The following is a 23788-nucleotide window of genomic DNA, read 5'->3' on the forward strand; positions in this document are numbered from 1 at the left end:
GGACTCTGGCACAGCGTACGGCGCCTCTCTCGTTCTCTTCCCGAGGACGTCTATGTCAGCGGCCGAGTGTGTCGCGCTCGTGCGTTCGCTCGCGCGTCCCCAGCAGGCGCAGTTCCTCTGTGCCAGTGATCTGCTGCGTGATCCTCAGGGCCGCCTCAGCACGCTGATAGTCGATCTGTTGGACGACCAGAGCGGGCTTCGCACCGAGCGGATCGCCGCTGGTGATGCCGTAGCGGTCGCGGTAGGCGGCGATCGCCGCTACGGCTCGCCACCACCGTCCAGCTTCAGGGCCCGGAGCGGGACCGAGGCGACGTGTCCATCCCGCGCCTGCGGCGACGTCGGTGCGTGCGAGCGCATCGGCGCGCTGGATGATGGCGCGCCGAAGTGCGCCGAGGGCTTGGCTCACATCCGCGGGCATCGGGCCGGTGGCCTCGGGGATGAGGCCTGCGATGAAGTGGGTCCGCGATGTCGCGCGGCTACCAGCGGAGCGCGCGTGGGTGAGACGGGTGATGCGGTTGCGCAGCATGCTGGCGAGATCATCGGCCCGTTCGAGCCGGCCGGCGCGGATGACCGCGGTGAGCACGGCCTGGGGTCGGCTGCCGTTCGCGGCGACGCGGCGCACCTCGGCGATGAGCGAGCCGTAGGACTCACTGCCGATCGTCTCATCGAGCAGGTCGTCGGGCAGGCCCGCCTGGGCGAGCAGACTGGCGACGTACTCGGCCTGCGCCGCCTGAGCGATCGTCTCGTACTGGTCGGCTAGGTGCGCGATCGAGGACCATGCTTCCTGCTCGGCGGTGATGTTCTCGTGCGCGGACTTCTCGGCACCTTCATGGCGGAGCACCCCGTTCAGGATCGAGGCCACGGTGGCTTCGCCGTCCTGCTGACGCTCCTCGAGGTGCGCTTGGTCGGTCGCGATGTAGGCGATGTTGCTGGACCTGCCGCGGGTCATGGCGACGTAGAAGCTCTCCCGGGTCATGGACGAAGAGTGCACGATCGCGTGCGCGGTATCCACCGTCGATCCTTGCGCCCGGTGCACAGTGACCGCGTAACCGAGATCGATGCTGGCCGCCACGTAGGCCGCAGGCAGGACGATCGTGCTCGCGAAGCGGGAGCCCGCCCGCCGCACGGTGAGGGAGCCGTCGTCGTGGGAGGCGAGCACGCGCCAGCGGTCGCCGTTCTTCACCCAGCCGCGCCCGGTGGAAAGCCGGCGGTCGTTCTCGCGGCTGATGACCAGATCCCCGGCACCGGCCCGGTTCCCGTCACGCAACAGCACACCCTCACCGGCGACCTCGCCGGCGAGGATCAGATCGTCGCGGGCGCGCGAGTTGAGGTCGCTGACGATCTCCACGGTCTCTGCGACCAGGATGCTGTTCCGTCCTGCCTCGCGATCGGCCTGCCAGGCCCGGTAGGCCGCGTCGAGCATGTCCTCCAGATCTCCGCCGGCGAGCCGGCCGTTCTCTTCGTACTCCTCGATCACATCGACATCGCCGAGGCGCAGGCGCAGGGATGCCTTCTTCTCCCAGGGCTGCGCGAAGCGGCGCACATCGAGCAACTCGGGGACGTTCTCGCGGTGCCGGGCGAGCAGCCCGAACGCTCCGCCCGCATCGACGGCGGCCAGCTGTGCCCAGTCTCCGACAAGCAGGAGCTTCGCGCCAACCTCGGCGGCGTGTGCGGCGAGCCGGTCGAGCGCCAACGTCCCGGCGAGCGACGCCTCATCCACGATGAGCAGTTGCCCGGCGGTGAGCTGCCACGCCCCGCGCTGGTGCTCGTAGAGCCACTTGCTGGTGTTCTCCGTCGCGATGCCCAGATCCCCTGCGAGCACCTCGGCGGCCGCGGCCGACGGTGCCAGCCCGACAACGCTGCCTTCCCCATGCTCGGCCTCCCAAGCGCGACGCAGGCCGCCGAGCGTGGTCGTCTTCCCCGTCCCTGCCGGGCCGACGAGCACATCGACCACCAGCCCGGAGACGGCGATCTGCTCGACGACGCGCCGCTGCTCCGGGGACAGCACGCGGCCGTCACGGTCGGGCTTGCGCAGCCTCCGTGCGATCATGGCGAGGTCGACGGTCGGCGCGGTGGTCTCGGCGCTCAGGGCGAGCAGGCGGTCTTCGGCTTCCAGCAGCTGGGCCGAGGAGTACACGGTGTGATGCCGTGGCCGGAACGCGCTGCTCCCATCGGCGCGGGTGAACGCGGCCGGCGCAGTGACGAGATCAGGTGGGGTCAGGCGCAACGAGGCGGCCTCGGCCGCCTCGACGATGATCCCGACGATCGCCTCGCGGTCCTCCGCGGAAGCGAACCGCATCCCCATCGTCTGCCGGGATGCCTCGGCATACAGGTTCCAGCGCCGCCATGTCGGGCGCCGTACCCCGATCTGCGCGACGACGGCCTCCCCGATGCCGCGCAGGTCATCCAGCGGGAGATCGTCGGCGCGAAGCAGCGGGAGCCTCGGATTGTTCGCGGTCAGATGCTGTGCCCAGGTCGGTGCATCCTCCTCGAGGACTGTGGTCGCCCGCTGTCGCCACTGCTCGGTCAGCTCCGCCAGGGAGTGCACGGTCTTGTCCGGCCGGGTCGAGAGCGTCGCCTGCTGCCGCAGCCGGATCACCGTCTGCGCTGAGGGCTGCCGTCCGTGCTCGGCGACGTACTGTTCGATCAGCCGGTCCTTCTCGTTGTTGATCGCCTCCGACCGTGACGAGAACTCCCGGATCAGCGCTTCGGGCACCCCGACGATCTCCCACGCCGGGTTGCGGTCCCGGCCCCGGTCGCGCTGTTCCCAGCCCAGCCCGAACAAGCCCGCGAGACGGTCAGCGAGCACCGCGTTGTAGTGCTCCGAGAGCGCGACCACCGCGGCGTGCATCGGCCGACCGTCGAGTGTACGCCACTTCCCGTCCGTCGCCTGCACGCGGTTCGCGATCACGACATGCGTGTGCAGCTGCGGGTCCGACGCACGCGAATCCCAATGATCGAACGCCGTCGCAACCACCCCGAGCACATCGATCTGCGCGACGCCGTTTGCGCCGACACGGGTCGCCGCGACCTCACGCTCGATCACCTCGAGCACGTCGTCGATCGCCGCATGGTGAGCCTGTGCGATGAGCGCCTGCGTGCCGCCATCAGCAACCGCCCAGAGCGCCGAGACCGACTTCGGCACGCTGAACGTGAAGTCGAACCCGGCCACGATACGCGGGCGACCCTTGCCAAGCTCGTCGGACTCGATCTGACCGATCTGCTCCGCCCGTTCGGGAGCGCTCAACTCGGTAGAGAGATCACGTACCCTCGCCTCGATCCGCTCGCTGGTGCTCCTGTACTGATAGCTCGCTCGCCCGAGAGGCTCGCCCGTCTCCGGGTCCCGAAGCTGCCCGAGCAGCCTGCGCAGCTGCACCTCCGTCACGTGGGTACCCGACTCGAGCCGACCGGTCGCGAGCCCCGGCAGGCCCGCGCCGAGCCACCTCCCTGGGGGCGTGCCATGCTCCGCGTAGTAGCGGGTCAGTGGTGAGCTCATGGAACGTTCTCCGTCGCCGGCAGCCACGGACTGCAGCAGATAGCGGAAGCCCGCACCAGCGCTCATCACCCGCATCGAGACCGTCACACCTGCAGGTGCGGGATGTATGCTGACGTCTCATCAGGTCGGCCTGGCGAAAGTAACAAACAGCCGTCCGATCTGCGACGAACACATACGAGCGCGCGTCGTGCAGGCAAAGCCGGTGCTTGGGCGGCCGATTCCGTCCGACGCGGATGCCAGAGAGCAGGCCGGTTTGGCGAGGCGTCGAAGTCTGACCGGCTTCGCTTGTGCTGCTTCACGCTGCGCCTCCGTGTCCGGCACTGCGCAAGCAGCGATCCGCTGACGATCGTCCCGCGGCACGGGCCGCGCGCCCCCAAGCTGACGCGCCGAGGTGCGTACGGTCGTCGCGCTGCCGGGCACCGCTCCGACCGTCTTTACGAGCCCGCCGCAGAGCTCAATCGCGCCGTCGGCGACCTCAGCGCACCATGGCGTGCGTGGAGGCACGCGCGGCACGTGCCTCCCGGTGGCGTGCGGCAGCGAGCAGGAATCGTGCGGAGAGGCCGCTGCTGACGAGCTTGGCCACGTTCCAGAAGCAGAGCAAGAAGCCGAGGTTCCACCAGCCGTTCGCGCCATGTTGCACGAGCAGGGCGCAGATGGTCCCGGCGGCGGCATAGAACAACCCGAGTACCGCAAGGGCGATGCCCCAGCGCAGGCCGTCGCGGCGACGCACGCGACGGATGAGGATGTTGGTGGGCATCCAACGCTGACAGAACCTGTAGAGGCGGCCTCCGGCGCGGAGAGCGAACGGCGGGATGAAGAACATGCTGGGGTCTCCGGTCTCAACCGCAGCCGCGTCCGCAGCTGCTTTGTGATGTTCGGTGGCGGACCCCACCACCCTCATCGGGCGTCCTACAACAAGAGACAATGTCCGCCGGGACGTCTCCAGGCTACACTTGCTCACGTGCAGTTTCCAGCACGGATTTCGCCCACCCGAGTCGGCCCTGTCGGCGAGCGCATACTCGGAGGAAAGTGAATTCGTCCCCCCGGGACGGACGTGGGTCTGGCGCCTCCGCGGTACTGCCAAGGGGTTCAGTGGACTTCGACGCGCTCTGCGAGTAGCAGCGGATGGTCGGCTACTCCGGCTTCGTGTTCATCGATCCAGATGACACGATGGACTTGTGCTCCGGGATACCACTGGCGACGCCAGTGCCCGCGTACGAGCCATCGGTGATTCGGGGCTCTTCGCGTCCCGATCGTCGCGTCGCCATCGGGAAGCGAATCCCTTGAGTAGTAGGCGATGACGATGTCGCGCAGTTCGGGAGCACCGCTGGCCTCATCGGATGCGACGACGCTCGGCCGTCCTGCGCGCGAGCGCTGTCGCCCGAGCGGCCGGGAACGCTGCACTGAGAATCGATTGAGGAACGAAGCCGCCTCGCCGAGGCTGGAGGCGCCATCTGGCTCCCACTCTTCGACAGCGGTTCCAAGTAACAGGAGCCCAGACGGCTTGAGGTTCGAGAGTCGGGTTGCTCTGACCAAGATGCATCGCGTGCGTCCGTCGCTGCCCGTGGACCAGAAGACAAGACTGCGGTGATGCTCGTCGTCCTCGCTCCGTGCATCGATGAGCGCCACGCCGTCTGGTGAGGGAGGAAGCGCATCGTCAGCGGCGGGTCCTGGGCTGGCTTGGGATAGGGCGATGGCGGCGTCGGCGCGCAGAAAGTAGAAGCGACGTCCAACCACCGCGCGTCCGATGAGGTCTGCCGCGGCGAGACCCGTGGTGTGCTCCGCCGCGGATCCAACAACGCCGTCACATAAGCGAGAGAGCGTTGGCCCAGCGTGCATGACACCGTGTACACGTGCATAGGCCGCGAGGAGAGGAGAGATGGTGCCGTCGCGTCGATAGGTCGCGATCTGATCCCTGAGTGCCCACTGTGCGCGAACTGCTGGCACGACCGATTGCACGATCTCCGCCGCGGCGTCGGCGAGCCTCACACTGGTGTCAGGTTGCCATGGGAGCGCTCGAAATGTCGTGCCGAGTGTCCTCGCGCCTCGTTCGGGCTGGAGCTTCGCTGAGGTCGCGAGGCGGAGCAAGTCCGGGTTGATGCCGCCGAGATCCACGCCTAGTCGAGAGGCGAGTCGTTCTTGGACTCGGAGGGAGTTCGCTCCGTCGAGAAGCGCGTCGAGAACGGTGGGGGCTGAGCGCTCCGCGCCCAGCTTTCGGCTGAGTGTCGCAGGTGCCAGCTGAGACGAGTTGGTGCCGCGCCTTTCGCTGTCGCGGCACATGGCAGCGACGTGTGCCTTGGTTTCGGGGATCCCGGCCCGCATCCAGACCGACTTCTCCTGCGGAGAGAAACCATAGGCGGGCCAGTCGGCATCGTCTCGGAGCACAATTCCGCGACGTATGCGTGCCGCGACCGCGTCCGGATGGGGCGATTCGGTATCGAGCTCGAGCTGCGTGTCAGCCTCCGCCGCAAGAGCTCCACGGAGCTTGCGGGCGACGGGAGGCTGGATGGTGGAGCTCGGCGACTTCACGAACTCGCCGAGGTCGCGGAGCTTTCGGAGAGCCACCTTTGAGTCCACGCCCATCTCACTCGCGATCTCATGTACGCGTGGTTTCGCCATCACCGTCTCCGTTGTTCTCTTTGGTCACCGTAGCGACTTGCTCGGACACGAGGTTGATCGATCGTTCGCGCGTCCTATTGGTGATGAAGACGCCGAGCCGAAGTCATTCCCGGAGTCACTCCTCTCCGACGGTTCCCGCTCGTTCGATGTGTTCGACCGCGTCGTCGCACACTCGATTGAGGGTCTGAGCGAACTGGAGCATCGTTGCGTGAAGCAGCGGGACCGTCGTGCCCGGGATTGGTGTGGTCGCCAGATGTCGCAGCATCATGAAAGAGAAGTGGCTCAAGTCGCTGAGGAACTTCCATGTAGCGAGTTCGACACTATCGGCGCCGTATTGAACCTTGATGGGCTCTCTGGTCGAAAGCTTTCTTGTCGACTCGTCCGGGTCCAGGCCTAGCTCGCCCGCCAGTCGTTTGAAGTGGGCCCGGGTTGACTCCTGCTCGGCGGTCATGTGCACAGACAACGCGTCGCCTACCTCCAGCGGCACGGCGCCAACGGCAGGAGCAGCCGCAGCGAGAAGCAGATGGTTCTCCGTGAAGTAGTGCGAGTCGGTAAACAGAGCGCGGAACATACGGATGAGGCGAGCGTTTCGACCCTCGGGAGCTTGGAACCAGACGATGGTCGTCGCGTCCTCCATGGCCGCCCGCATGAGCGGATATAGGACCGTCGCATCGAGGTGGAATCTTCCCGGTTCCGTAGCGAAGACCTGTCGATGCGCCGAGCGCAGCATCCGGGCTGAGTTCCACATTCGTTCCTGGATATACCTCGATACCGCGAGGGAGCTTTCGCCGACAGTGGCCACCTTGTTGTCTGTTCCCAGGCGCGAGACGCCTGGGAATCCCGCGTCCGCGATCTGTTCGAGCCGCTGTGCGCTGTGCTCCCACCTGTCGCAGGCGCGCCAGAGGGTCACGACGGTGTCGTCGAGATCCATCTCAACTTGCATCTGTCGATCTGTCTGCCGTGGCCAGGGTGCCACTCAATCGCGGCCCTGGACCGGCGCCGCGTTTTCCAGGAACTGCCGGGGTGAGATACCCCTCTCTGCGTGCGGCAGCGATCCAGTCTCTGACCGTTGCTTCGGGGCGGTCGAAGCGTCGTGAAAGACGCTTGAGGAGACCAACGCCCGCCGCGGCCTCGTCGAGGTAGGCGCGTGCGACGGCGTCGAGGGTGCTCTCCGGAAGAGGCGGGCGCCCTCGCCTCGTCTGCTGCGCGGCGCGGACGCCCGTCTCGAGGGCGTTCACCTCGTCAGGGGTGAGTTCGTCAGGTCCACGATCGGGGCCCATCAGGACCTGCAGCCCTTCGGCGCGCCACTCTTCTTGCAGCAGCGACTGCTGCGCCATAGCGACGATCCGTCCGAGAGGGATGCGTCGCAAGACATCAGCGGTGATGAGCTGGTCGGGCTCATTGCGTGTGCTTCGCTTGATGTCCTCACTCGGCCCGACGAAGTCTCCCCACGCGTCAAAGTATCCCCAGGAAGTGCGGAACAGCTCGAGCTCTGCAACCTCCAGCCCCCGACCACGGTCGATCAGGATGCCGTAGACGGTGACCGGGAGGTCGCGGTTGTTGTAGACGAAGTCCGACACGTAGCCCTCGCCGCGCGCTCGCTCCTTGATGTAGAGCTCCAGACGCTCTGTCTGCCAGGTGGTCTCGTCGTCGGGGTCGATACCGTCGGTCCGGTCCCAGCTTGGGTCGAAGATGGCGTCCTTATAGAGATCGTTCAGCTGGCGCATCCGGCTGCGGTCATAGGACAGGTCGCGGACCTGCGGGTGATCAGGGCGGATGCGCAGCTCGCCTTCGGGGGCGTCGGGGTCTACATAGTCGTGGTCGGTGAACTCAGGTCGGGGTGCCATGTCAACCAATTTATCGCAGTTGGTTCGCTGACATGATGGAAAACATACCGACTTGCGCCGCGTCAATACTCGGCAGGTTCCGGGTTACGAGGGCCTTCGCGGGGCAGATGCAAGACGTGTGTCTCAGCCGGTGCTGGGCTGGGGAGACTTCGGGTCAAGAGCCGGCTCGTGGCCGGTGCGGCGTGGTTCGCGGCAGCTCGATGCACGTGGTCGAAGCAGAGTTCGGGTGCGGGCCGGCTCGGCGGGCCTTGCGGAACGGCGAAGTGCCCGGATCGGCTGGCGTTCAGGTGATGAGCGCGGTGAGGTCGCTCGCCTGCGTGACGAGATGGGCCTCGCCGTCCTGGATGAGGCGGTGGCATCCGGCGCTCGCGGCGCTGGTGACTGGGCCGGGTACGGCGGCGACGATGCGCCGGAGCGCGAGGGCGCGGTAGGCGACGCCGAGCGCACCGGAGCGGTAGCCCGCTTCGGTGATGACCGTTGCTGCGCAGAGTGCGGCGATGATGCCCGCACGTTGCACGAAGCGCTCGCGCGTGGGCGTTGCACCGGGCGGTTGCGCGCTGAGGAGCAACCCGGTTGCGGCGACATCGCGCAGCATGTCGGCGTTGCCTGCCGGGTAGAGCCGGTCAAGTCCCGACGCGAGGATCGCAATGCTGGGCGCACCGCTGGGGCGCAATGCGTCGTGCACCGCCTTGTCGATGCCGTATCCGCCTCCGGTGATGAGGACGTGCCCGGTCGCGGCGAGCGACGTGCCGAGTTCCCGGGTGATGTGCTCGCCGTAGGTGGTCGAAGCTCGCGAACCCGTGATGGCGATGCGCTCTGCGGTGGGCCGGGCGAGCAAGGCGGTGTCGCCCATCCCCCACAGCATGCTCGGGGCGTCCGCGCCGAGGGCGGCGAGGGCGGCGAGGGCGGCGGGCCAATGCTCGTCGCCGGGCAGCAGCGCTGTCATGCCGCCACGCTCGGCGGCGGCGAGGAGTCCCTCGGCGGCTTGGTCGCCGCCGAGTGCCTCGGTGAGCCGGTCGTCGCGACTGAGGGTCTGCGTGGTCATGACGGGCCTCCTTCGCCCTGCGTGGTGTCCTGCGTCCGGATAGTGATGATGTCGGTGTCCTCGTGCAGGCGGGCCGAGAGGTAGTCCCAATCGAGTTGCCAGTCGAGTTCGCCGTCGTGGTCGAAGTCGTCGTCCACCTCGCAGATGGTGGTCTGCACGCGGTGGATGCTCACGATGATCTGTCGCATGGTGCGCTCTTTCTGTTGGTGTCCGGGGCGGGCCGGGTGCCGACGCAGATTGCGCGGCACCCGGCCCTGTGGGCGATGAGTCAGGCGGCGGTCAGGTGAGCGTCCGCGTCGTCGGACTCGGCGTCCTCCGGCTCGGCCTCTCCTGCGTCGTCGGTGCCACCCTGCGGCTCCTCGGCGTCGGTTGTGTCGTCGTCCTCGTCGGACTCCTCCTCGACAGGCGCGCCCTCATCCGGCCCGGTCGCCTCGGGCTCTGCCCCCTCGGGGATGCTCGTGTCGGTGGTGACCTCCACGGCCTCCTCGCCCGGCGTGGCCTCGGCCTCGTCGGGGTCGTCGGGCTGCTCGCCGGTGACGATGCGCTCGACGTCGGAGAGGTGGTAGCCCCATGCCGCGAGCCGCTGGAAGTAGCGGGCGTCACGGTCGGCGGGGTTGCGCCACGTGGTCACGCTGGTGGAGTCCTCCAACAGCCCGAGCGCGAGGGCGACGACGACGTGCCCGGCCTTCGTCGGGGTCTCCGTCGCGAGCGTGCCGAGGGGGTGCGTGGCCCACTGGTGCTCGTAGCCCATCACCTTCTCGGCGGTGGCGTGCGCGTTGCGCGACACGTCGGCCAGCAGGGTCGTCTCACTGGCGAGCACGGACGCCGCGTACGGCAGGGCATCGCTCGGAAGGCGCTTGCGGCCGAGGAACTTCGCCAGCCACTGCTTGCGCACCGTGTCCGCACTCCTCCACGCCTTGTTGTTGGCGATCAGGGTGCGGCGTGCGGCCTTCTCCTCCTCGGTCATCTTCCCGCTGACGGAGCCGCCACGGGTGATCTTGCGAAGCCCGTGCGTCTTCCAGTCGGTCACGACATGCCCGACCTCGACCCGGCCCCACCGCTCGCCCACGGCGACGGCGTAGCCGGGCTTGCCCTGATAGTTCTCCACCGTGAGCGGGGTGCCGTCGGCATCCTGCAGGTCGGTGAGGAACGCGGTGTCGCCCTCGTCGTAGTAGCTCGGGAAGTCGACCACGGTGAAGCCCTGCGCCTCGTACTGGGCGCGCAGGTCCGCGATCTGCTCCCGCGTCTCCTTGTCGTCCAGCGCCCGCTGGGCGTAGAAGTCGAAGGAGTCGGGGTTGGTGCGAGCGACCTTGGTGAGTTCCGCGAGGGTGTCGGGGTCGTCGGCGAAGTTGATCAGCCGTGCGGCCTGGTCGAGCGTGAGGTCGTACTTGGCGACCGCGTCGCTGGCGACCTCGTGCTCGGCTACCGTCAGCCCGGTCTTGACCTCCTCCCGCTTGGCTCCGGTCTGCTTGGCGATGGCGGTGACGCTCATGCCTTCCAGCGCCAACTGCCGCCAGGCGGTGGCCCTGTCCGCGTCGGTCAGGCCCTCCCGGTGCTCGTTGGTGATGATCTGCTGAACGATGCGCACCGTCTTGGCGTCGTTGGCGTCCACGACGTAGGCCGGGATGCTGGCGATGCCTGCCTCGCGGGCGGCGAGGGTGCGGCGCTGGCCGTCGCGGACGACGATCTGACCGTCCGTGTCGGGGTGGGCGAGGATGGGCACGATCACGCCGTGCAACTTCACGGAGTTCACGAACTTGCGCGGCAGGTTGACCTCCCGGCGGATGTTCTCCTCGACCACGAGCACGTTCGGGTCGATCTGCACCACCTGCGCGACCGTCTCGACCGTCGCCGTCTCCTCGACGCTCTCGGTCTGCTCGGCCTGCTCGGCGGTGCTGTTCTCGATGATGGACATTGCGGTTTCCCTTCTTCGGAAGGGGTTCGTGAACACCCGGTTGATGTTCTGTCTCGAACCCCCCATTGCCTTTCGGCAGATGCCGAAGAAAGGGGCCAGGGGTGAATGCGCAAGGCCGAAGAGTCAAAAAAGTTCCCGCCTTCACCGGGTCCGGATCGCAGCTCGGGGGAAGTTTTTTGCGTGCCTTGCGCAGAGAGGAATGGCCCCGCACAATCTCTCTGCCGCGAAAGGCAAACCAAGGGTTTGCGACAAGTGCAGTGCCGCGCAGCGGCTCCGCATGCTCGTGAAGCGCCACGGCGCAGCCACCAGATCCGCGTCTGATCGCGTGGTGCCGTCTTCGGCGTTCCCGACGCACCTGACCGGGTGACCGTCTCCTCCCGCCCCGGGAGGACGGTCCCGGGAGGTGCATCGCCGTGGCGCGCAGGAAACCGACGCCCGAGGAAGCCGCCGCGACCCGGCAGGCCAACCTCGACAAGCTCAGCGCACAGCTCGAAGAGGCCGTGGACCGGCTCACGACCAGCGACGACTGGGTTCGTGCGCTGACGTTCGCCGCGCAGTTCCGATCGCGATCGTTCAACAACACGCTGCTGATCTGGGCTCAGCATCTCGACGCCTACGAGAAGGGCCACGCCCCCGACCCCGTGCCGACCTACGTCGCCGGCTACGTCGACTGGAGCAAGCTCGGCCGGCACCCGATCGCCGGGCGCAGCTACCTGATCTACAGCCCCGTGATCGGCCGGTTCGCGAGCACGAACCCATCCGACCCAGCGTCGTGGCGACGGCTCACGCCGAAGGAGAAGCCGAAGCCGGGCGAGACGGTGCGCCGCAAGATGACCGGCGTGAAACCGGCCCACGTGTGGGAGGTCTCGCAGACGAACGGCGACCCGGTGCCGGAACGGCCGATGCCCAAGCTCCTGGAAGGCCAAGCCCCCGCCGGGCTCTGGGAGGGCCTCGGCCGGCAGGTGTCGGAAGCGGGATTCGCGCTCTCGTCCGTCGCGAGCGCCGTCGAGCTCGGCGGCGCGAACGGCATGACGGACTACTCCGCCCGCACCGTGCAGGTCCGCGCCGACATGGACGACGCCGCCCGAGTGAAGACGCTCATCCACGAGCTCGCGCACGTGCGCATGCACGAGCCCGGCGCGGAGGACCGGCCCATCCACCGCGGCATCGGCGAGGTCGAAGCAGAGTCGGTCGCGCTCATGGTCGGCGCCGCTTACGGCATGGACACCTCGCAGTACACGATCCCGTACGTCGCCTCGTGGTCGACGGCGGTGCCCGACGCAGACCCGCTGAAGGTCATCCGCGACACCGGCGAGCGGGTGCGCAGGACCGCGCTCGAGATCCTCGACAAGCTGCCAACGCCCGAGGCCGGCGACGGCTACCCGCCGGGACTTGACCGCGACGCTCCGGACCGCGAACGAAGCGCACCGAGCCGCCAACCGGCTGACGCCGTGAGGGCGCTCGCGCAGACGCCCGCGGATGTGACGCCGATCGCGGGCGGTCTGAATCGATGACCGCTGGAAGGGATCGCGAACCCCTGGCGCAGGTCGGCCAGTGGGTGATCGTCGCCGCGACCAGCGGCACGGTCTTGATAGGGCTCGGCGCGTTCTGGCTGAGCTTCACGGCGCTCGCCGATCTTGCCCGTCGATCCGGGATCGCACCGGAACTATCGTGGCTGTGGCCGCTCATCGTCGACGGCGTGATCGTGGTAGCGACGATCTCCGTCGTCGCACTGTCCCGATATGGCGCGGGCGCGACGCGCTACGCGTGGACGTTGCTCGTGGGCGGCGCCGCCGTGTCGGTCAGCGCGAACGTCACCCACGCGACCGTCGCCGCATCCGCGGAGGTGCCTGGTGCGGTGGCCGCGATGGTTGCCAGTGTCCCGCCGATCGTGCTGCTTGCGATCACCCATCTGACCGTGGTGCTGACTCGATACCGGCAAGGTCCACGAGCACCTGCCGCGTCCCTTCGACCGATCGGGGACGCAGACGACGGATTCACGCAGCTCTCCGCAGCGTCGAAGGCGCTCGAACGGCCGTCAGCGAGGCCGCCGCGAGTACAGGCGGACCAACGGCACGGCTTGCCGGCAAAAGCTCGCGTGCTGCGTACGCAGGGACTGTCCAATCGCCGCATCGCGAGCGACCTCGGGGTTCACCCGTCGACCGTGGGTCGATGGCTCGGTGCTCTGACGGAAGAACCGGTGGAAGCAGGGGTCCCCGGATGGGGCCGTGCGATAGATGAAGGAGATGATGACGGTGCCGCCCCCGTCCGAAGGCGACGAGGCGAACAAGCGCCGGGAGCTGGATCCGGATGAGACGGTGCCGGCGGAGCCGATCTCCATCCGCGAGGAAGAGACGGGCGAGTTCGCGCGTCGTGCCGACCCCTCACTGACCGAGAGCGACTGGCGGTCCGCGCTGTTGTCGCGCGCCCGGAACCGCAGGCGGATCACCTGGACTCGCGCGTCGGAGCTACTCCGGAGGGCGGGCGCGACCGCCGCGGGTCGAATGCTGGACCTGGCGGATCTCGCGCGAGCGGGAAACCGCATGCCTGTCGGACACGAGCCCGAGAGGCGAGATCGTCCCGGCCCCGCCCGCCCGCTTCGCGCACCGGGATGGGGAACGCGGTCCGAGAACAACCTGTCATCGGCCGGTACCGTATAACGTCGTGGACTATGCGGGTGCCGGTTCTGACGTCGTCTTCCCGTCCAAGTAGACACGCGCGAAGGCCACCACCTCCAGCGACCAGGCGCCAAGACGAGCAGTCACAGGGACGGTAGCCGCGGTGCGGACTTCGTCCACGACGACACCGCCTCAGGCTCTACCGGTAAACGCCAGCACGGGGGTCCCTGTCTTCGCCGTGGAGGCGCTACGCACCCGGCCGACGAGGCGGACGATCCTGCCGCACGCGAAAACGGTCGTGGTGATGAGCGGCGCGGTCGAGATCACAACTCCAAGCGGGGCACATTCGCTGAGCGCTGGCGATGTGCTGGTTCTCGGCGCGGGGATCTGGTGCAGCATGCGCCCGATTCGCGCCGTTCGAACGTGGACGGTCCACATCGACGAGGACTTCCTGCGCAACTACAGCACGTGGGTGTTGCCACCGGCGGCACGCCTGCGGCCAGGAGACCATCCGAGCGGGTGGGACGGAAGCATGCGGCTCCATCACCCAGGCGTGGAGGCGGTGCGACTGATGGACCCGCTGCTGCGCAAGATCAGCCTCGCGTTGGAGCCACACGACTGCGACTTCGTGCGGAGCACCGTGGTCAGACACTTCGCGGCCGCCGTCGAACTGATGATCCCGTCGTTGGTCGATCCTGATCAGGTGCCCGGCGACGGACGGCAACGCGAGCCGCTCGTCGGGCGACTCGCGTCACCGGTGGCGCGTTCGGAGGCCCGACGGGCAGCGGACCTGTTGTTGACGCGGATGGATGAACGATGGACGGTGGAGCTGCTCGCCGCGGAGGTATCGCTGTCCGCGTCGCACCTGCCGCGCGTGTTCCGCGACGCATTCGGCAGCTCGCCTATCCGGTATCTCAATGAGATCCGGGTGACGGCATTCGCAAGGCTCCTCGAAGAGACGGATCTGGCGATAGCTATGGCCGCGCGGCGTGTGGGCTGGCAAGATTCGAGAGTCGCGGCAACCTGGTTTCGGCGCCGATACGGAATGTCGCCCTCCGTGTACCGGCGAGACGCACAGGCCGGCCTCGACGAACCTCCGGTGCCTGCCCCGCGGATCTCCAGGGGATGCCGATGCGTCGAAACGAGCGAATGATGCGGCGCGTCGATCGGATGCCTCCCGGACGATGGCGCCGCCGTCGATCCGCTTGATACACAGGTCGGATCGTCAGGTTCAGCGATGCGCCTCGGCGCCGACTCCGCCTCCGCGAGCTCAAGGAGAAGCGACGTCCGATCGGCCAGGCTCTCGTGCCGGACGTGTCACAGGTGAACATGGCGGCCGTCGAGTCCAAGGAGCACCAGCCCCGAACGCACACTCCGCGGCCGCGCGCGCGGCAGGGCGCGGCGCGCGGCGGTAGATCCCGCGGACGGTGAGGCGAGCCCATGAGTGCTGCGCATCGCTGCGCTACATCACGGCCGAGTCCGTCCGCCCACAGGATCATCCCAACCCTCTTCGCCCGCCCGGAATCGCACCGGCCGACCTCTACCCGCGAAGCACAGGCGACCCGCATTCGGCGTTGACTCGTTCTCCGGAAACGGAGTCGTGGGGCGCGGCGACGCACCTGATCGTCCACAGACGCGAGGGAGTCGCCCATGACACACATGTTGGACTCGGTTCCATCCGAGCAGTATCCCGCGGAGCACGTCGACTTCACGACCAGCGACGGGCTCCGCCACATCTTGATCGAACTGGCCGCCGGCAGCGAGCAGGCATGGCGGACCACCCCGGTGGTGACGCCATTGCTGGCGTTCATCGTCGAGAAGTACGCACCCCTGGCGCGCGCGTGGCACCGCGAACCGGGCGACGTGATGTACGACGCCTTCAAAGCCCTGCGGGCACCGGGGACGGCCCGCGCCCGTGACCCGTGGGCGATCGTGACGCGCGCCGTCGAACTGGGACTGGCCGGCGAGGTGCACGGCGAACGACTGATGACCTCGCCCGACAAAGCCCGCCGCCCCTCGATGCGACCGGAGTTCGCGCCGATCCGATCGGGAGAGTACGAGGAGTTCTTCTACGGCGTCCTCGTCGTCGGCGACGCCGAGAGCGCCCGGGAGCGAGAGGAACGCACCGGGTCGGGACTGGTCCAGGCGGCAAGCCGGTTCCTGGTGATGACGGGCTGGTCGCCGCGGCTGGTCGAGCCGGCGGTCACCTACGTCATCGACCGGCTGTCCTCGCTGTCGTCGCCGGAGTCGGCGCTGGACGTTCTGCGCAAGGACGCGGCGATCCAGCTGCGGCTCGGCCTGAGCTCGCGCGCCTGGTCAGGCCTGCTTCGCGTGCTTCTCGGCAACCCGCGTGCGCGTGACCGGGCCCGGTACGGGGTGCTCGCCCGCGTCGCGCTCGGCGCGGACGTGCAGGAGCTGCAGCTCGACGCCGCGCTCGCGGCGACGTCGCGCCGGGCCGCGGAACGGAGCCGGCGATGAGCAGCCGCGGCCACCTCGTCCTCGAGCACCCGATCGATCAGATCGCCGACCCGCACCTGTACCGCTCCGAGCTGGGCGACCTGCGGAAGCTGCGGGACTCGATCGAGCGACTCGGCCTGCTCACCCCGGTCACCATCAGCATCGACTACGTCCTCATCTCCGGACGGCGCCGCCTGGCGGTGATGCGCGAGCTCGGCGAGACGCGCGTGCCCGTGTGGATCGCCGCGGGCGTCTCCGACGAGCTGCGCACGCTGCTGGCGATCAAGGACGAGAACACGCTGCAGAAGAACCTCACCCCGACCGAGCAAGCCGCCCTGTACGCGGAGCTGAAGGGACTGCTGGCGGAGGAGAACGCCCGCAAGCAGCGCGCGACGCGCTTCGGCGCCACTGCCGGGACCGACATCACGGACGCGGGAGACGGTGGTGGGGAATCCCAACCACCGCACCGTCGGAAATCGCGCGTGCAGGCAGCGGAGGCGGTCACCGGTCGGGACTCCTCGCAGCAGATGGAGGAAATCCTCGAACTGCAGCGTCTCGCCGCCGACGACGAGCAGGATCCGCGGGTGCGGGAGGCAGCGGCCGCCGCCGTGATCGGCGTCGACGCGGACCGGAAGGTGCACGGCCGGTACCTGGACGTGAAGAACCTCGCCGCGCAGCTGTGGCTGGAACGGATCGCCGACGACGCCGACCGCCCGCAAATGGTGCGTCAGGCAGCGGCCGCGCAGGCGCAGACGCTGCGGGGCATCCCGCACCGCGCGGAGCGTGCCCGCGAAGCCGCGCGCGGCACAACACGGATCGCCGCGCTGCTGGACACCCCGCTCGAGGAGCTGTCGGACGCGGACACCGGCCTCGGTGTGCGGGAGCGGTTCGCATGCGAGCGCGCGGCGATGCTCGTCTCCCGGGAGCCGGGCTGGTGGGCCGGGCAGGACCCCGACGTGATCGGCCGCTACGCCACCGACACCGAATGGGACCTCATCAGCTCCCATCTGGAAGGCGCGGCGGCCTTCCTCGACGCCGCCCACGCAGCGCGTCACGCCGCGCACGCATGACAGCTCCGAGCCCCGACGCGATCGGCGTGCTGCTCCGCGCCACGCGGCGGCTCCCGCTTCCGGCCGCCGCGGCGGCGTGGGCGTCGGCGGGGCATCCCGTCTTCCCGTGCGTGCCCGGCGAGAAGCAGCCGCTGACCACACACGGCTTCCAGAACGCGACAACCGATGCCCGCCGGGTCGCCAGATGGTGGCGGCGCTGGCCCCGCGCGAACATCGGCCTCGCCACCGGCACCACCCTCGACGTCGTCGACATCGACGAACGCAGCAGCGGCTCCGGATTCACCGCGGTGGCCGCAGCAGACCGAGCCGGTCTCCTCGACGGATGGATCGCCGCCGTACGCACGCCGAACCACGGCCTGCACCTGTACTACCCCGCGCAGGCCGGTGGAACGTCGTGGTCGCTGGCACGCCAGCACGTCGACTTCCGCGCCGCGGGCGGCTACATCCTCGTGCCGCCTTCCACGCTGACCGACGATTCCGGCTCCCGCCGGTACACGCTGGGCGCGCTGCGACAGTCGGGACATCCGATCGACGGTGAGCGCGTGCGCGAGTTCCTGCGTCCGCCCACGCTTGCGCGGACCCGGCCCACGGATGCCGTGATCGGCGGGATCGACATCGACCGGATCTCGACCTGGCTGACCCGTCAGCCAGAAGGCAACCGGAACCACGCCCTGTTCTGGGCCGGCTGCCGCCTGGCAGAGCACGGCGTCGCCCTGCCCGACGCGCTCGGCGCCCTCGGCCCGGCGGCCGCGACGGCCGGGCTCGGGGACCGCGAGATCGATCGCACACTCCAGTCCGCGTATCGCACCGTCGGCCACGGCTCGGCGCTGACCGGCGCCGCGGCAGGCCCCGGGGATCGGGGCACCGGCATCGCTAGGTAGCGGTGGCGGGGCGCCCACACCTTCCCGGCGACACATCCGCCGCATGAAAGGCCCGCCGCCGTGACCGCTGAGCAGCCCTCCCCCCGCCGACGACGCATCCTGATCACCCTCATCGCCGCGGGCGTCGTCACGACCACGCTCGCGGCCATCGGCGTGTACGGCCTCATCGTCGGCCCGCGCACCTCCGCGCCGAGCCCCACAGCACCGCCGAGCGCGACATCGGCGCCGTCGCCGACCGGCTCGCGCACTCCGGGCGAGCCGGAGACCCTGCCGGGACTGCCGCGCACCAGCGATCCGGTGCGGTACGCACGACTGGTCGCGGACGCGCTGTTCACCTGGGACACGCTCGCCGGGCACTCGCGGGACGAGTACCTGGGCGTGCTGCTGGCCGAGGCCGACCCGACCGGCTACGAGGCATCCGGGCTCGCCGCCGACCTACGCAGATACCTGCCCACGGCCGAGGTGTGGCAGCAGCTGCGCGAGTACGGCACCGCGCAGCACCTGGCCGACGTCACGGCCGCCGTGCCCGAATCATGGCCGGGCATCCTCGCCGACGCCGGTGACGACCTGCTGCCGGGGACCATCGCGGTCACCGTGGACGCGACCCGGGTGCGCGACGGGGTCTGGCTGGACCAGCCCGCCCACAGCGAGCACCCGGTCGCGTTCACCCTGTTCATCGCCTGCGAGCCCGCCTTCGACCGGTGCCGGCTGCTGAGGCTCTCCGCGCTCGACAACCCACTGCGCTGAGGAACCGTCGTGCTGAAGAAGACACTCGCCGGCCTCGCCGTCGCCGTCCTGCTGCTGGGCCCCTCCACCGTCCTGGTCGGCATGGGCGGGATGGTCAGCCTCACGACGCAGAGCTACTGCCTCGCCCCGAACGCGGGGCTGGTCGGGGAGGTGCCCGACTCGCTGACCGCGACGACCGCGAACGGCGCCACCGTCACGCTCAACCGCACCCAGCTCACGCATGCCCGCACGGTGCTGCTGGTCGGGATGGAGACCGAGGGCGTCACCCGGGACGGGCTGCTGATCGCGCTGATGGCCGGGCTCACCGAGTCGAGCCTGCGGATGCTCGCCAACACCGGCACCTACCCGGAGTCGGCGACGTTCCCCAACGACGGCGACGGCGGGGACCACGACTCGCTGGGAATCTTCCAGATGCGGCCCGCCGCCGGGTGGGGCACGGTCGCGGACCTCATGGACCCGGACTACCAGGCGGCGGCGTTCTTCGGCGGCCCGACCGGACCGAACCGCGGCAGCCCGCGCGGGCTGCTCGACATCCCCGGCTGGGAGTCGCTGCCGCTGGGCGCCGCCGCGCAAGCGGTCGAAGTGAGCGCGTTCCCCGACCGCTACGCGAACTACGAGCCGGTCGCGCGGGCGATCCTCGCCGCGCTCACCACCAGCGCCGGCGACGCTCCGACCTCCGGCAGCGGGGCCGGCGAAGTGCCCGAGACGTCTCACGTCGTCTTCCCCCTGCCCGAGGGCACCTGGTCCTACACCAGCAGCTTCGGGCCGCGGACCGACCCGATCACGGGCGAGCCGCGCTTCCACGCCGGATCCGACTTCGCCGCACCCGCCGGGACGACGATCGTCGCCGCCGCGGACGGCGTCGTCCGCTTCGCGGGAATGAACGGATCGACCGGGACGATCACGATCGAACACACGGTCGACGGGCAGAAGCTCACCACCGTCTACCTGCACATGTACGCCGACGGCATCAACGTCACCAGCGGTCAGGTGGTCACCGCGGGGCAGCCGATCGGGCAGGTCGGCTCCAGCGGGCACAGCACCGGCCCTCACCTGCACTTCGAGGTACGCCCCGGCGCCGCCGCCGATGCGGCGATCGATCCGATGCCGTGGCTCGGCGAGCAGGGCGCCGACCAGGTCGAGGACCCCGGCCCGGCGGCTGGCCTGTGTCTGGCCGCGTGAGCGCGGCAGCACCGCCGCACCTGATGCGGTGACCTCTCGCCGAACGGAGCACCCCCATGCCGCAGCCCTCGCCGATCCACCGCACCGGAATCCTTCGGACGGACGTGTTCCCGGACTTTGGCGCGGTAGGCGATGGCGGCACGCTCGCCGACGTCGTCGGCGCCCTGCTGACGCTCGTGCTGATCGTCGCGGTGCTGATGGTCGTGGTGTGCGCGATCGCCTGGGCACTCGCCTCCAGCGCCGGGAACTACCAGGCCGCCACGCGCGCCCGCATCGGGGTGTGGATCGCGGTCGGCTCCGCCGGGCTCGCCGGCGCCGGGCTGGCGTGGGCGAACTTCCTGATGGACGTCGGCGGAGGGCTCTGACCCCGCGGGCCGGCAGCGCGCACCTGAGCGGGGAAGCCCGCCACGTGCGGGAGAACCGCAACCCTTCAGGAGCATCCCGTGATCGTTCTCGACCTCGCCCTCTCCCTGCCCGCGGCCGTGCCGATGGACATCGACATCACCCCGAACGACTCCGGGTTGCCGGGCATCGCCGCGCTGCGCACGATCGTCGGCGCGGTGATGACGATCGGTCTCATCCTCTCCGTGCTCGCGCTGATCGCCGCCGCGGTGGTGTGGGGTTTCGGCGCCAATTCCTCCAACCCCCACCTGGCGAGCCGGGGAAAGCTGGGCGTGCTGGTCTCCTGCGGCGCGGCGATCCTCACGGGCGCGGCGGTGACCTTGATCACCTTCTTCTGGAACGTCGGACAGACGGTCTGAGGCCGGCGAGAGCTCATGGCTGTCTGCGACATTCCCGTCATCTCCGCCGTCTGCGACACCGTCGGCGAGGGAGCGGTCAACTTCATGGCCGGCTGGTTCGACATGGTCGCCCAGGCGATGGGCTCCGCGGCGAGCTGGCTGTTCGAGGGCGTGTGGTGGCTGTTCGACACCACCACCCTCGTCGACGTCACCCGACCCGAGTTCCTGGCCGTCTACAACGTGCTGTTCGGCGTCGCGATCCTGCTGATGCTGCTGTTCTTCTGCCTGCAGCTGATCACCGGCATGATCCGCCGCGACCCCGCCTCCCTGCAGAAGGCCGCGCTGGGGCTGGCCCGGGCCGTGCTCGGATCCTTCCTCGTCATCACCGGCGCCGCGCTGCTGCTCGAGGTCGTCGACCAGCTCACCGTCGGGATCGTGCAGGCCACCGGAACCACGATGGCAGAAATGGGCGACCGGCTCGCCGTGCTCGCCCTCGGGCTCGGCGCCCTGCTGGGCACCTTGACGATCACCAGCCCGGGCGCCGCGGCCATCATCGTGATCTTCCTCGCCGGGCTGATGATCGCCGCGACCGCGCTGATCTGGTTCTCCCTGCTGATCCGCAAGGCGCTGCTCCTGGTCGCGATCGTCCTCGCCCCGATCGCGCTGTCCGGTTCGGCATGGGAGGTCACGCGCGGCTGGTTCACGAAGTGGGCCTCGTTCGTCGTCGCCCTGGCGGTGTCCAAGCTCGTCGTGGTGGTGATCTTCCTCGTCGCCACCGCGCAGCTGTCGGCGCCGATGGACTTCGACCTCGCCTCGATCAGCGAACCGGTCGCGGGGATCGTGCTGCTCATGGTGGCCTCGTTCGCACCGTACCTGGCGTACAAACTCGTGTCGTTCATGGGCTACGACATGTACCACGCGATGTCCTCGGAACAGGAAGCGAAGTCGGCGATGAACGCGCCGGTGCCGATGCCCTCCGCGCCCCGCATGGACTCCGCGAAGAAGGTGCTCGACGGCGCCGACTCCTCCGGTGCACCGCCGCAGAGCGGTGGCGGCTCGCCGCCTCCTCCACCCCCACCCCCGCCCGCAGGAGGCGGCGGAACAGCGGCCGCGGCCGGTGGCGGCGCGGCGGCATCCGGCGGGACCGCTGCGGGAACCGGGGCCGCCGCCGGTGGCGGGGCCGCCGCGGGCGCAGGAGCCGCGGCCGGGCCGGTCGGCATCGCCGCCGTCGCAGGGGCTGCGGCGATCAAGGGAGCGGCCGACGCCGTCAAGAGCGCAGCCGAAGCAGGCCCGAAAGCCGGCGCCGCCGTCGGGTCGGCCGCAGAACAGGCCAGCACCTCAGCGCAGCAGACGGGCAACGGATCGACCCCGAACTCGGGGAAGCAACCCCCGGCGTCACGGCCGACCCCTCCGGAGCCGAAGCCGCCCGCCTCCGGAGCACCCGCGAGCCCGACCCCGCCCGCACAGACCGCGCCGACGACACCAGCGGACGCGCCGACGTCGCGTCGCAGCCCACGACAGGCTCCGCCCGCGGCACCGCCTCCGCAACAGCCGGCGCCGCCTCCACCGGATCCGAAACCGAAGACCTGACCCGCACACGATGGCGGGGAACCGCGCCCTCACAGGCCGGTTCCCCGCCATCGTCGTGCCCGAGGTTCCCGTCGCGCACCTGTCGCCTGCTGATTCCACGAGGGCAGGAGATGAGTGCTGATGGCATCCGAGACGTTCGATCTGAGCCCGGTGAAGTTCTCCCGGCTCGCACGCCGAGGCGTGCTACTGGCCCTGTCAGTGGCGCAGCTGGTGTCACTGGGCACCGCGATCCTCACCTTCGTCGGCGCCCTGTACGCCGGCGGCGGGATGCTGCTGGCCTGGGCGGGCGTGATCTGGGCTCCCGCGGTCGCGGTCACCTTGGTGCCCATCGGCGGCCGCCCGGCCGTCGACTGGGTGCCGCTCGCAGCCCACTGGATCGTCCGGGTCTATGCCGGGCAGCTCGCCTTCCGCACCCGCGTCACCAAGCCCCGCCCCGCGGGAACGCTCGCGCTGCCCGGGGATGCGGCCGCGCTGCGGCAGTTCGAGGACGTCGAGACCGGGGCGGTGATGATCCACGACCCGCACGCGCAGACCCTGACCGCGCTGGTCGGGGTGGAGCATCCCTCGTTCATCCTGCTCGACCCCGCCGAGCAGGAGCGCCGGGTGACGAGCTGGGCGCGGGTGCTGTCCACCGTGTGCCGGTCGGGGCGGATCGCCCGCCTCCAAGTCCTCGAACGCACCCTCCCCGACTCCGGCACCGGGCTGCAGCAGTGGTGGCAAGAGCACGGCGTGCAGGACGGCTCCTGGGTCGCGCAGACCTACGCCGAGCTGATCGACCGCGCCGGCCCCACCGGGGAACGGCACGTCTCGACGGTGTCGCTGTCGCTGGACATGAAGGCCGCCGCCCGGCCGATCCGCTCCGCCGGAGGAGGCATCCGCGGGGCCGCGCACGTGCTGCGTCAGGAGATGGCGACGCTGACGACCGCGCTGCGCACCGCGGAGCTCAAGCCCGGCGACTGGTACACCGCCGGGCAGCTCGCCGTGATGCTGCGCAGCGCCTACGACCCGCAGATCGCCGCCACCCTGGAACGCTCCGGAGACATCGGCCGAGACCTCGCCACCGCCGGCCCGGTCGCCGTGACGGAGACCTGGAGCAACCTGCGCTCGGACTCCGCCTGGCACGCGGTGCTGTGGATCAGCGAATGGCCCCGCTCGCTCGTCTACCCCGGGTTCCTCTCGCCGATCCTGCTGAGCTCCGGGATCCGGCGGGCGTTCACGCTGCTGTGCGACCCGGTGCGCTCGGACCAGGCCGCCCGCGACATCCGCAAGAAGCGCACCGAGTACGTCTCCGACGCCGCGCAACGGCAGAAGATCGGTCAGATCGAGGACGCTCAGGCGAGCGCCGAGTACGCCGACATCCTCCAGCAGGAATCCGAGCTGACCAGCGGGCACGGCGTGCTGCGCTACACCGGGCTCGTCGCCATCTCCGCAGACACACCCGACGCCTTGGAGGCGGCCGTGTCGGAGATCGAGCAGGCCGCCATCCAGGCGTCCTGCGAGACGCGGCGGCTGGTCGGCCAGCAAGCGCAGAGCTTCGTCGCCGCCGCCCTGCCGCTGTGCCGGGGAATCTGAAGCGGCCCG

At 69.5% G+C, this 23788-nt stretch carries 19 protein-coding genes and 1 pseudogene; 12 read left to right on the top strand and 8 right to left on the bottom strand.

The window, feature by feature from the left end; all coding sequences use genetic code 11:
* Positions 1-55: 55 nt before the first annotated feature.
* The 8 genes and pseudogenes from mobF to AAD528_RS04685 form a co-directional block, all read right to left on the bottom strand.
* Complete coding sequence (gene mobF / locus AAD528_RS04650) at positions 56-3583, bottom strand: MobF family relaxase (RefSeq protein WP_345750888.1); 3528 nt, start codon at positions 3581-3583, stop codon at positions 56-58.
* A gap of 388 nt (positions 3584-3971) precedes the next feature.
* Positions 3972-4253, bottom strand: a complete 282-nt coding sequence (locus AAD528_RS04655; RefSeq protein WP_345750889.1) for a sulfate permease — start codon at positions 4251-4253, stop codon at positions 3972-3974.
* 1702 nt (positions 4254-5955) lie between these two features.
* Positions 5956-6115: pseudogene (locus AAD528_RS04660) on the bottom strand (translation initiation factor IF-2 N-terminal domain-containing protein); the annotation flags it as partial.
* 115 nt (positions 6116-6230) lie between these two features.
* Positions 6231-7046, bottom strand: coding sequence for a hypothetical protein (locus tag AAD528_RS04665; protein ID WP_345750890.1), 816 nt, complete (start codon positions 7044-7046; stop codon positions 6231-6233).
* Position 7047: 1 nt separating this feature from the next.
* Positions 7048-7962, bottom strand: a complete 915-nt coding sequence (locus AAD528_RS04670; protein ID WP_345750891.1) for a hypothetical protein — start codon at positions 7960-7962, stop codon at positions 7048-7050.
* Positions 7963-8245: 283 nt separating this feature from the next.
* Positions 8246-9007: a DNA-processing protein DprA gene (locus AAD528_RS04675; protein ID WP_345750892.1), complete on the bottom strand. Its 762-nt coding sequence runs from the start codon at positions 9005-9007 to the stop codon at positions 8246-8248.
* Positions 9004-9195 (bottom strand): hypothetical protein, encoded by a 192-nt coding sequence (locus AAD528_RS04680; protein WP_345750893.1) that lies wholly within the window; start codon positions 9193-9195, stop codon positions 9004-9006. The genes AAD528_RS04675 and AAD528_RS04680 overlap by 4 nt, the downstream gene beginning before the upstream one ends.
* Before the next feature lie 80 nt (positions 9196-9275).
* Positions 9276-10922 (bottom strand): ParB/RepB/Spo0J family partition protein, encoded by a 1647-nt coding sequence (locus tag AAD528_RS04685; protein WP_345750894.1) that lies wholly within the window; start codon positions 10920-10922, stop codon positions 9276-9278.
* Positions 10923-11335: 413 nt separating this feature from the next.
* Here AAD528_RS04685 and AAD528_RS04690 point away from each other — a divergent pair, with 413 nt between their 5' ends.
* The 12 genes from AAD528_RS04690 (at position 11336) to AAD528_RS04745 (ending at position 23779) form a co-directional block, all read left to right on the top strand.
* Positions 11336-12436, top strand: a complete 1101-nt coding sequence (locus AAD528_RS04690) for a serine/arginine repetitive matrix protein 2 (protein ID WP_345750895.1) — start codon at positions 11336-11338, stop codon at positions 12434-12436.
* Positions 12433-13236, top strand: coding sequence for a DUF2637 domain-containing protein (locus tag AAD528_RS04695; RefSeq protein WP_345750896.1), 804 nt, complete (start codon positions 12433-12435; stop codon positions 13234-13236). The genes AAD528_RS04690 and AAD528_RS04695 overlap by 4 nt, the downstream gene beginning before the upstream one ends.
* A 608-nt stretch (positions 13237-13844) precedes the next feature.
* A complete protein-coding gene (locus tag AAD528_RS04700) occupies positions 13845-14693 on the top strand; it encodes a helix-turn-helix domain-containing protein (protein ID WP_345750897.1) in 849 nt (282 codons plus the stop codon).
* 584 nt (positions 14694-15277) lie between these two features.
* Complete coding sequence (locus tag AAD528_RS04705; protein ID WP_345750898.1) at positions 15278-16018, top strand: hypothetical protein; 741 nt, start codon at positions 15278-15280, stop codon at positions 16016-16018.
* Positions 16015-17067: a ParB/RepB/Spo0J family partition protein gene (locus tag AAD528_RS04710; protein WP_345750899.1), complete on the top strand. Its 1053-nt coding sequence runs from the start codon at positions 16015-16017 to the stop codon at positions 17065-17067. Before AAD528_RS04705 ends, AAD528_RS04710 begins: the two co-directional genes overlap by 4 nt.
* Entirely contained in the window at positions 17064-17948 is an 885-nt protein-coding gene (locus AAD528_RS04715) for a bifunctional DNA primase/polymerase (RefSeq protein WP_345750900.1), read from the top strand. Before AAD528_RS04710 ends, AAD528_RS04715 begins: the two co-directional genes overlap by 4 nt.
* Positions 17949-18008: 60 nt before the next feature.
* Entirely contained in the window at positions 18009-18695 is a 687-nt protein-coding gene (locus tag AAD528_RS04720; RefSeq protein ID WP_345750901.1) for a hypothetical protein, read from the top strand.
* 9 nt (positions 18696-18704) lie between these two features.
* Positions 18705-19877, top strand: a complete 1173-nt coding sequence (locus tag AAD528_RS04725) for a M23 family metallopeptidase (protein ID WP_345750902.1) — start codon at positions 18705-18707, stop codon at positions 19875-19877.
* 56 nt (positions 19878-19933) lie between these two features.
* Positions 19934-20242, top strand: coding sequence for a DUF6112 family protein (locus AAD528_RS04730; protein WP_345750903.1), 309 nt, complete (start codon positions 19934-19936; stop codon positions 20240-20242).
* Between the two features lie 123 nt (positions 20243-20365).
* Positions 20366-20638, top strand: a complete 273-nt coding sequence (locus AAD528_RS04735) for a DUF6112 family protein (protein WP_345751251.1) — start codon at positions 20366-20368, stop codon at positions 20636-20638.
* Positions 20639-20653: 15 nt separating this feature from the next.
* A complete protein-coding gene (locus AAD528_RS04740) occupies positions 20654-22207 on the top strand; it encodes a conjugal transfer protein TrbL (RefSeq protein ID WP_345750904.1) in 1554 nt (517 codons plus the stop codon).
* Positions 22208-22327: 120 nt separating this feature from the next.
* Entirely contained in the window at positions 22328-23779 is a 1452-nt protein-coding gene (locus tag AAD528_RS04745; protein WP_345750905.1) for an SCO6880 family protein, read from the top strand.
* Positions 23780-23788: the final 9 nt, after the last annotated feature.

The organism is Microbacterium rhizophilum (assembly GCF_039605615.1).
Taxonomy (GTDB): Bacteria; Actinomycetota; Actinomycetes; order Actinomycetales; family Microbacteriaceae; genus Microbacterium; species Microbacterium rhizophilus.

Excerpts from the sequence above, each read along its gene's own strand:
- AAD528_RS04655 (WP_345750889.1), bottom strand. The coding sequence starts at position 4,253 with ATGCCCACCAACATCCTCATCCGTCGCGTGCGTCGCCGCGACGGCCTG.
- AAD528_RS04665 (WP_345750890.1), bottom strand. The coding sequence starts at position 7,046 with ATGGATCTCGACGACACCGTCGTGACCCTCTGGCGCGCCTGCGACAGG.
- AAD528_RS04670 (WP_345750891.1), bottom strand. The coding sequence starts at position 7,962 with ATGGCACCCCGACCTGAGTTCACCGACCACGACTATGTAGACCCCGAC.
- AAD528_RS04675 (WP_345750892.1), bottom strand. The coding sequence starts at position 9,007 with ATGACCACGCAGACCCTCAGTCGCGACGACCGGCTCACCGAGGCACTC.
- AAD528_RS04680 (WP_345750893.1), bottom strand. The coding sequence starts at position 9,195 with ATGCGACAGATCATCGTGAGCATCCACCGCGTGCAGACCACCATCTGC.
- AAD528_RS04685 (WP_345750894.1), bottom strand. The coding sequence starts at position 10,922 with ATGTCCATCATCGAGAACAGCACCGCCGAGCAGGCCGAGCAGACCGAG.
- AAD528_RS04695 (WP_345750896.1), top strand. The coding sequence starts at position 12,433 with ATGACCGCTGGAAGGGATCGCGAACCCCTGGCGCAGGTCGGCCAGTGG.
- AAD528_RS04700 (WP_345750897.1), top strand. The coding sequence starts at position 13,845 with ATGAGCGGCGCGGTCGAGATCACAACTCCAAGCGGGGCACATTCGCTG.
- AAD528_RS04710 (WP_345750899.1), top strand. The coding sequence starts at position 16,015 with ATGAGCAGCCGCGGCCACCTCGTCCTCGAGCACCCGATCGATCAGATC.
- AAD528_RS04715 (WP_345750900.1), top strand. The coding sequence starts at position 17,064 with ATGACAGCTCCGAGCCCCGACGCGATCGGCGTGCTGCTCCGCGCCACG.
- AAD528_RS04730 (WP_345750903.1), top strand. The coding sequence starts at position 19,934 with ATGCCGCAGCCCTCGCCGATCCACCGCACCGGAATCCTTCGGACGGAC.
- AAD528_RS04735 (WP_345751251.1), top strand. The coding sequence starts at position 20,366 with ATGGACATCGACATCACCCCGAACGACTCCGGGTTGCCGGGCATCGCC.
- AAD528_RS04740 (WP_345750904.1), top strand. The coding sequence starts at position 20,654 with ATGGCTGTCTGCGACATTCCCGTCATCTCCGCCGTCTGCGACACCGTC.
- AAD528_RS04745 (WP_345750905.1), top strand. The coding sequence starts at position 22,328 with ATGGCATCCGAGACGTTCGATCTGAGCCCGGTGAAGTTCTCCCGGCTC.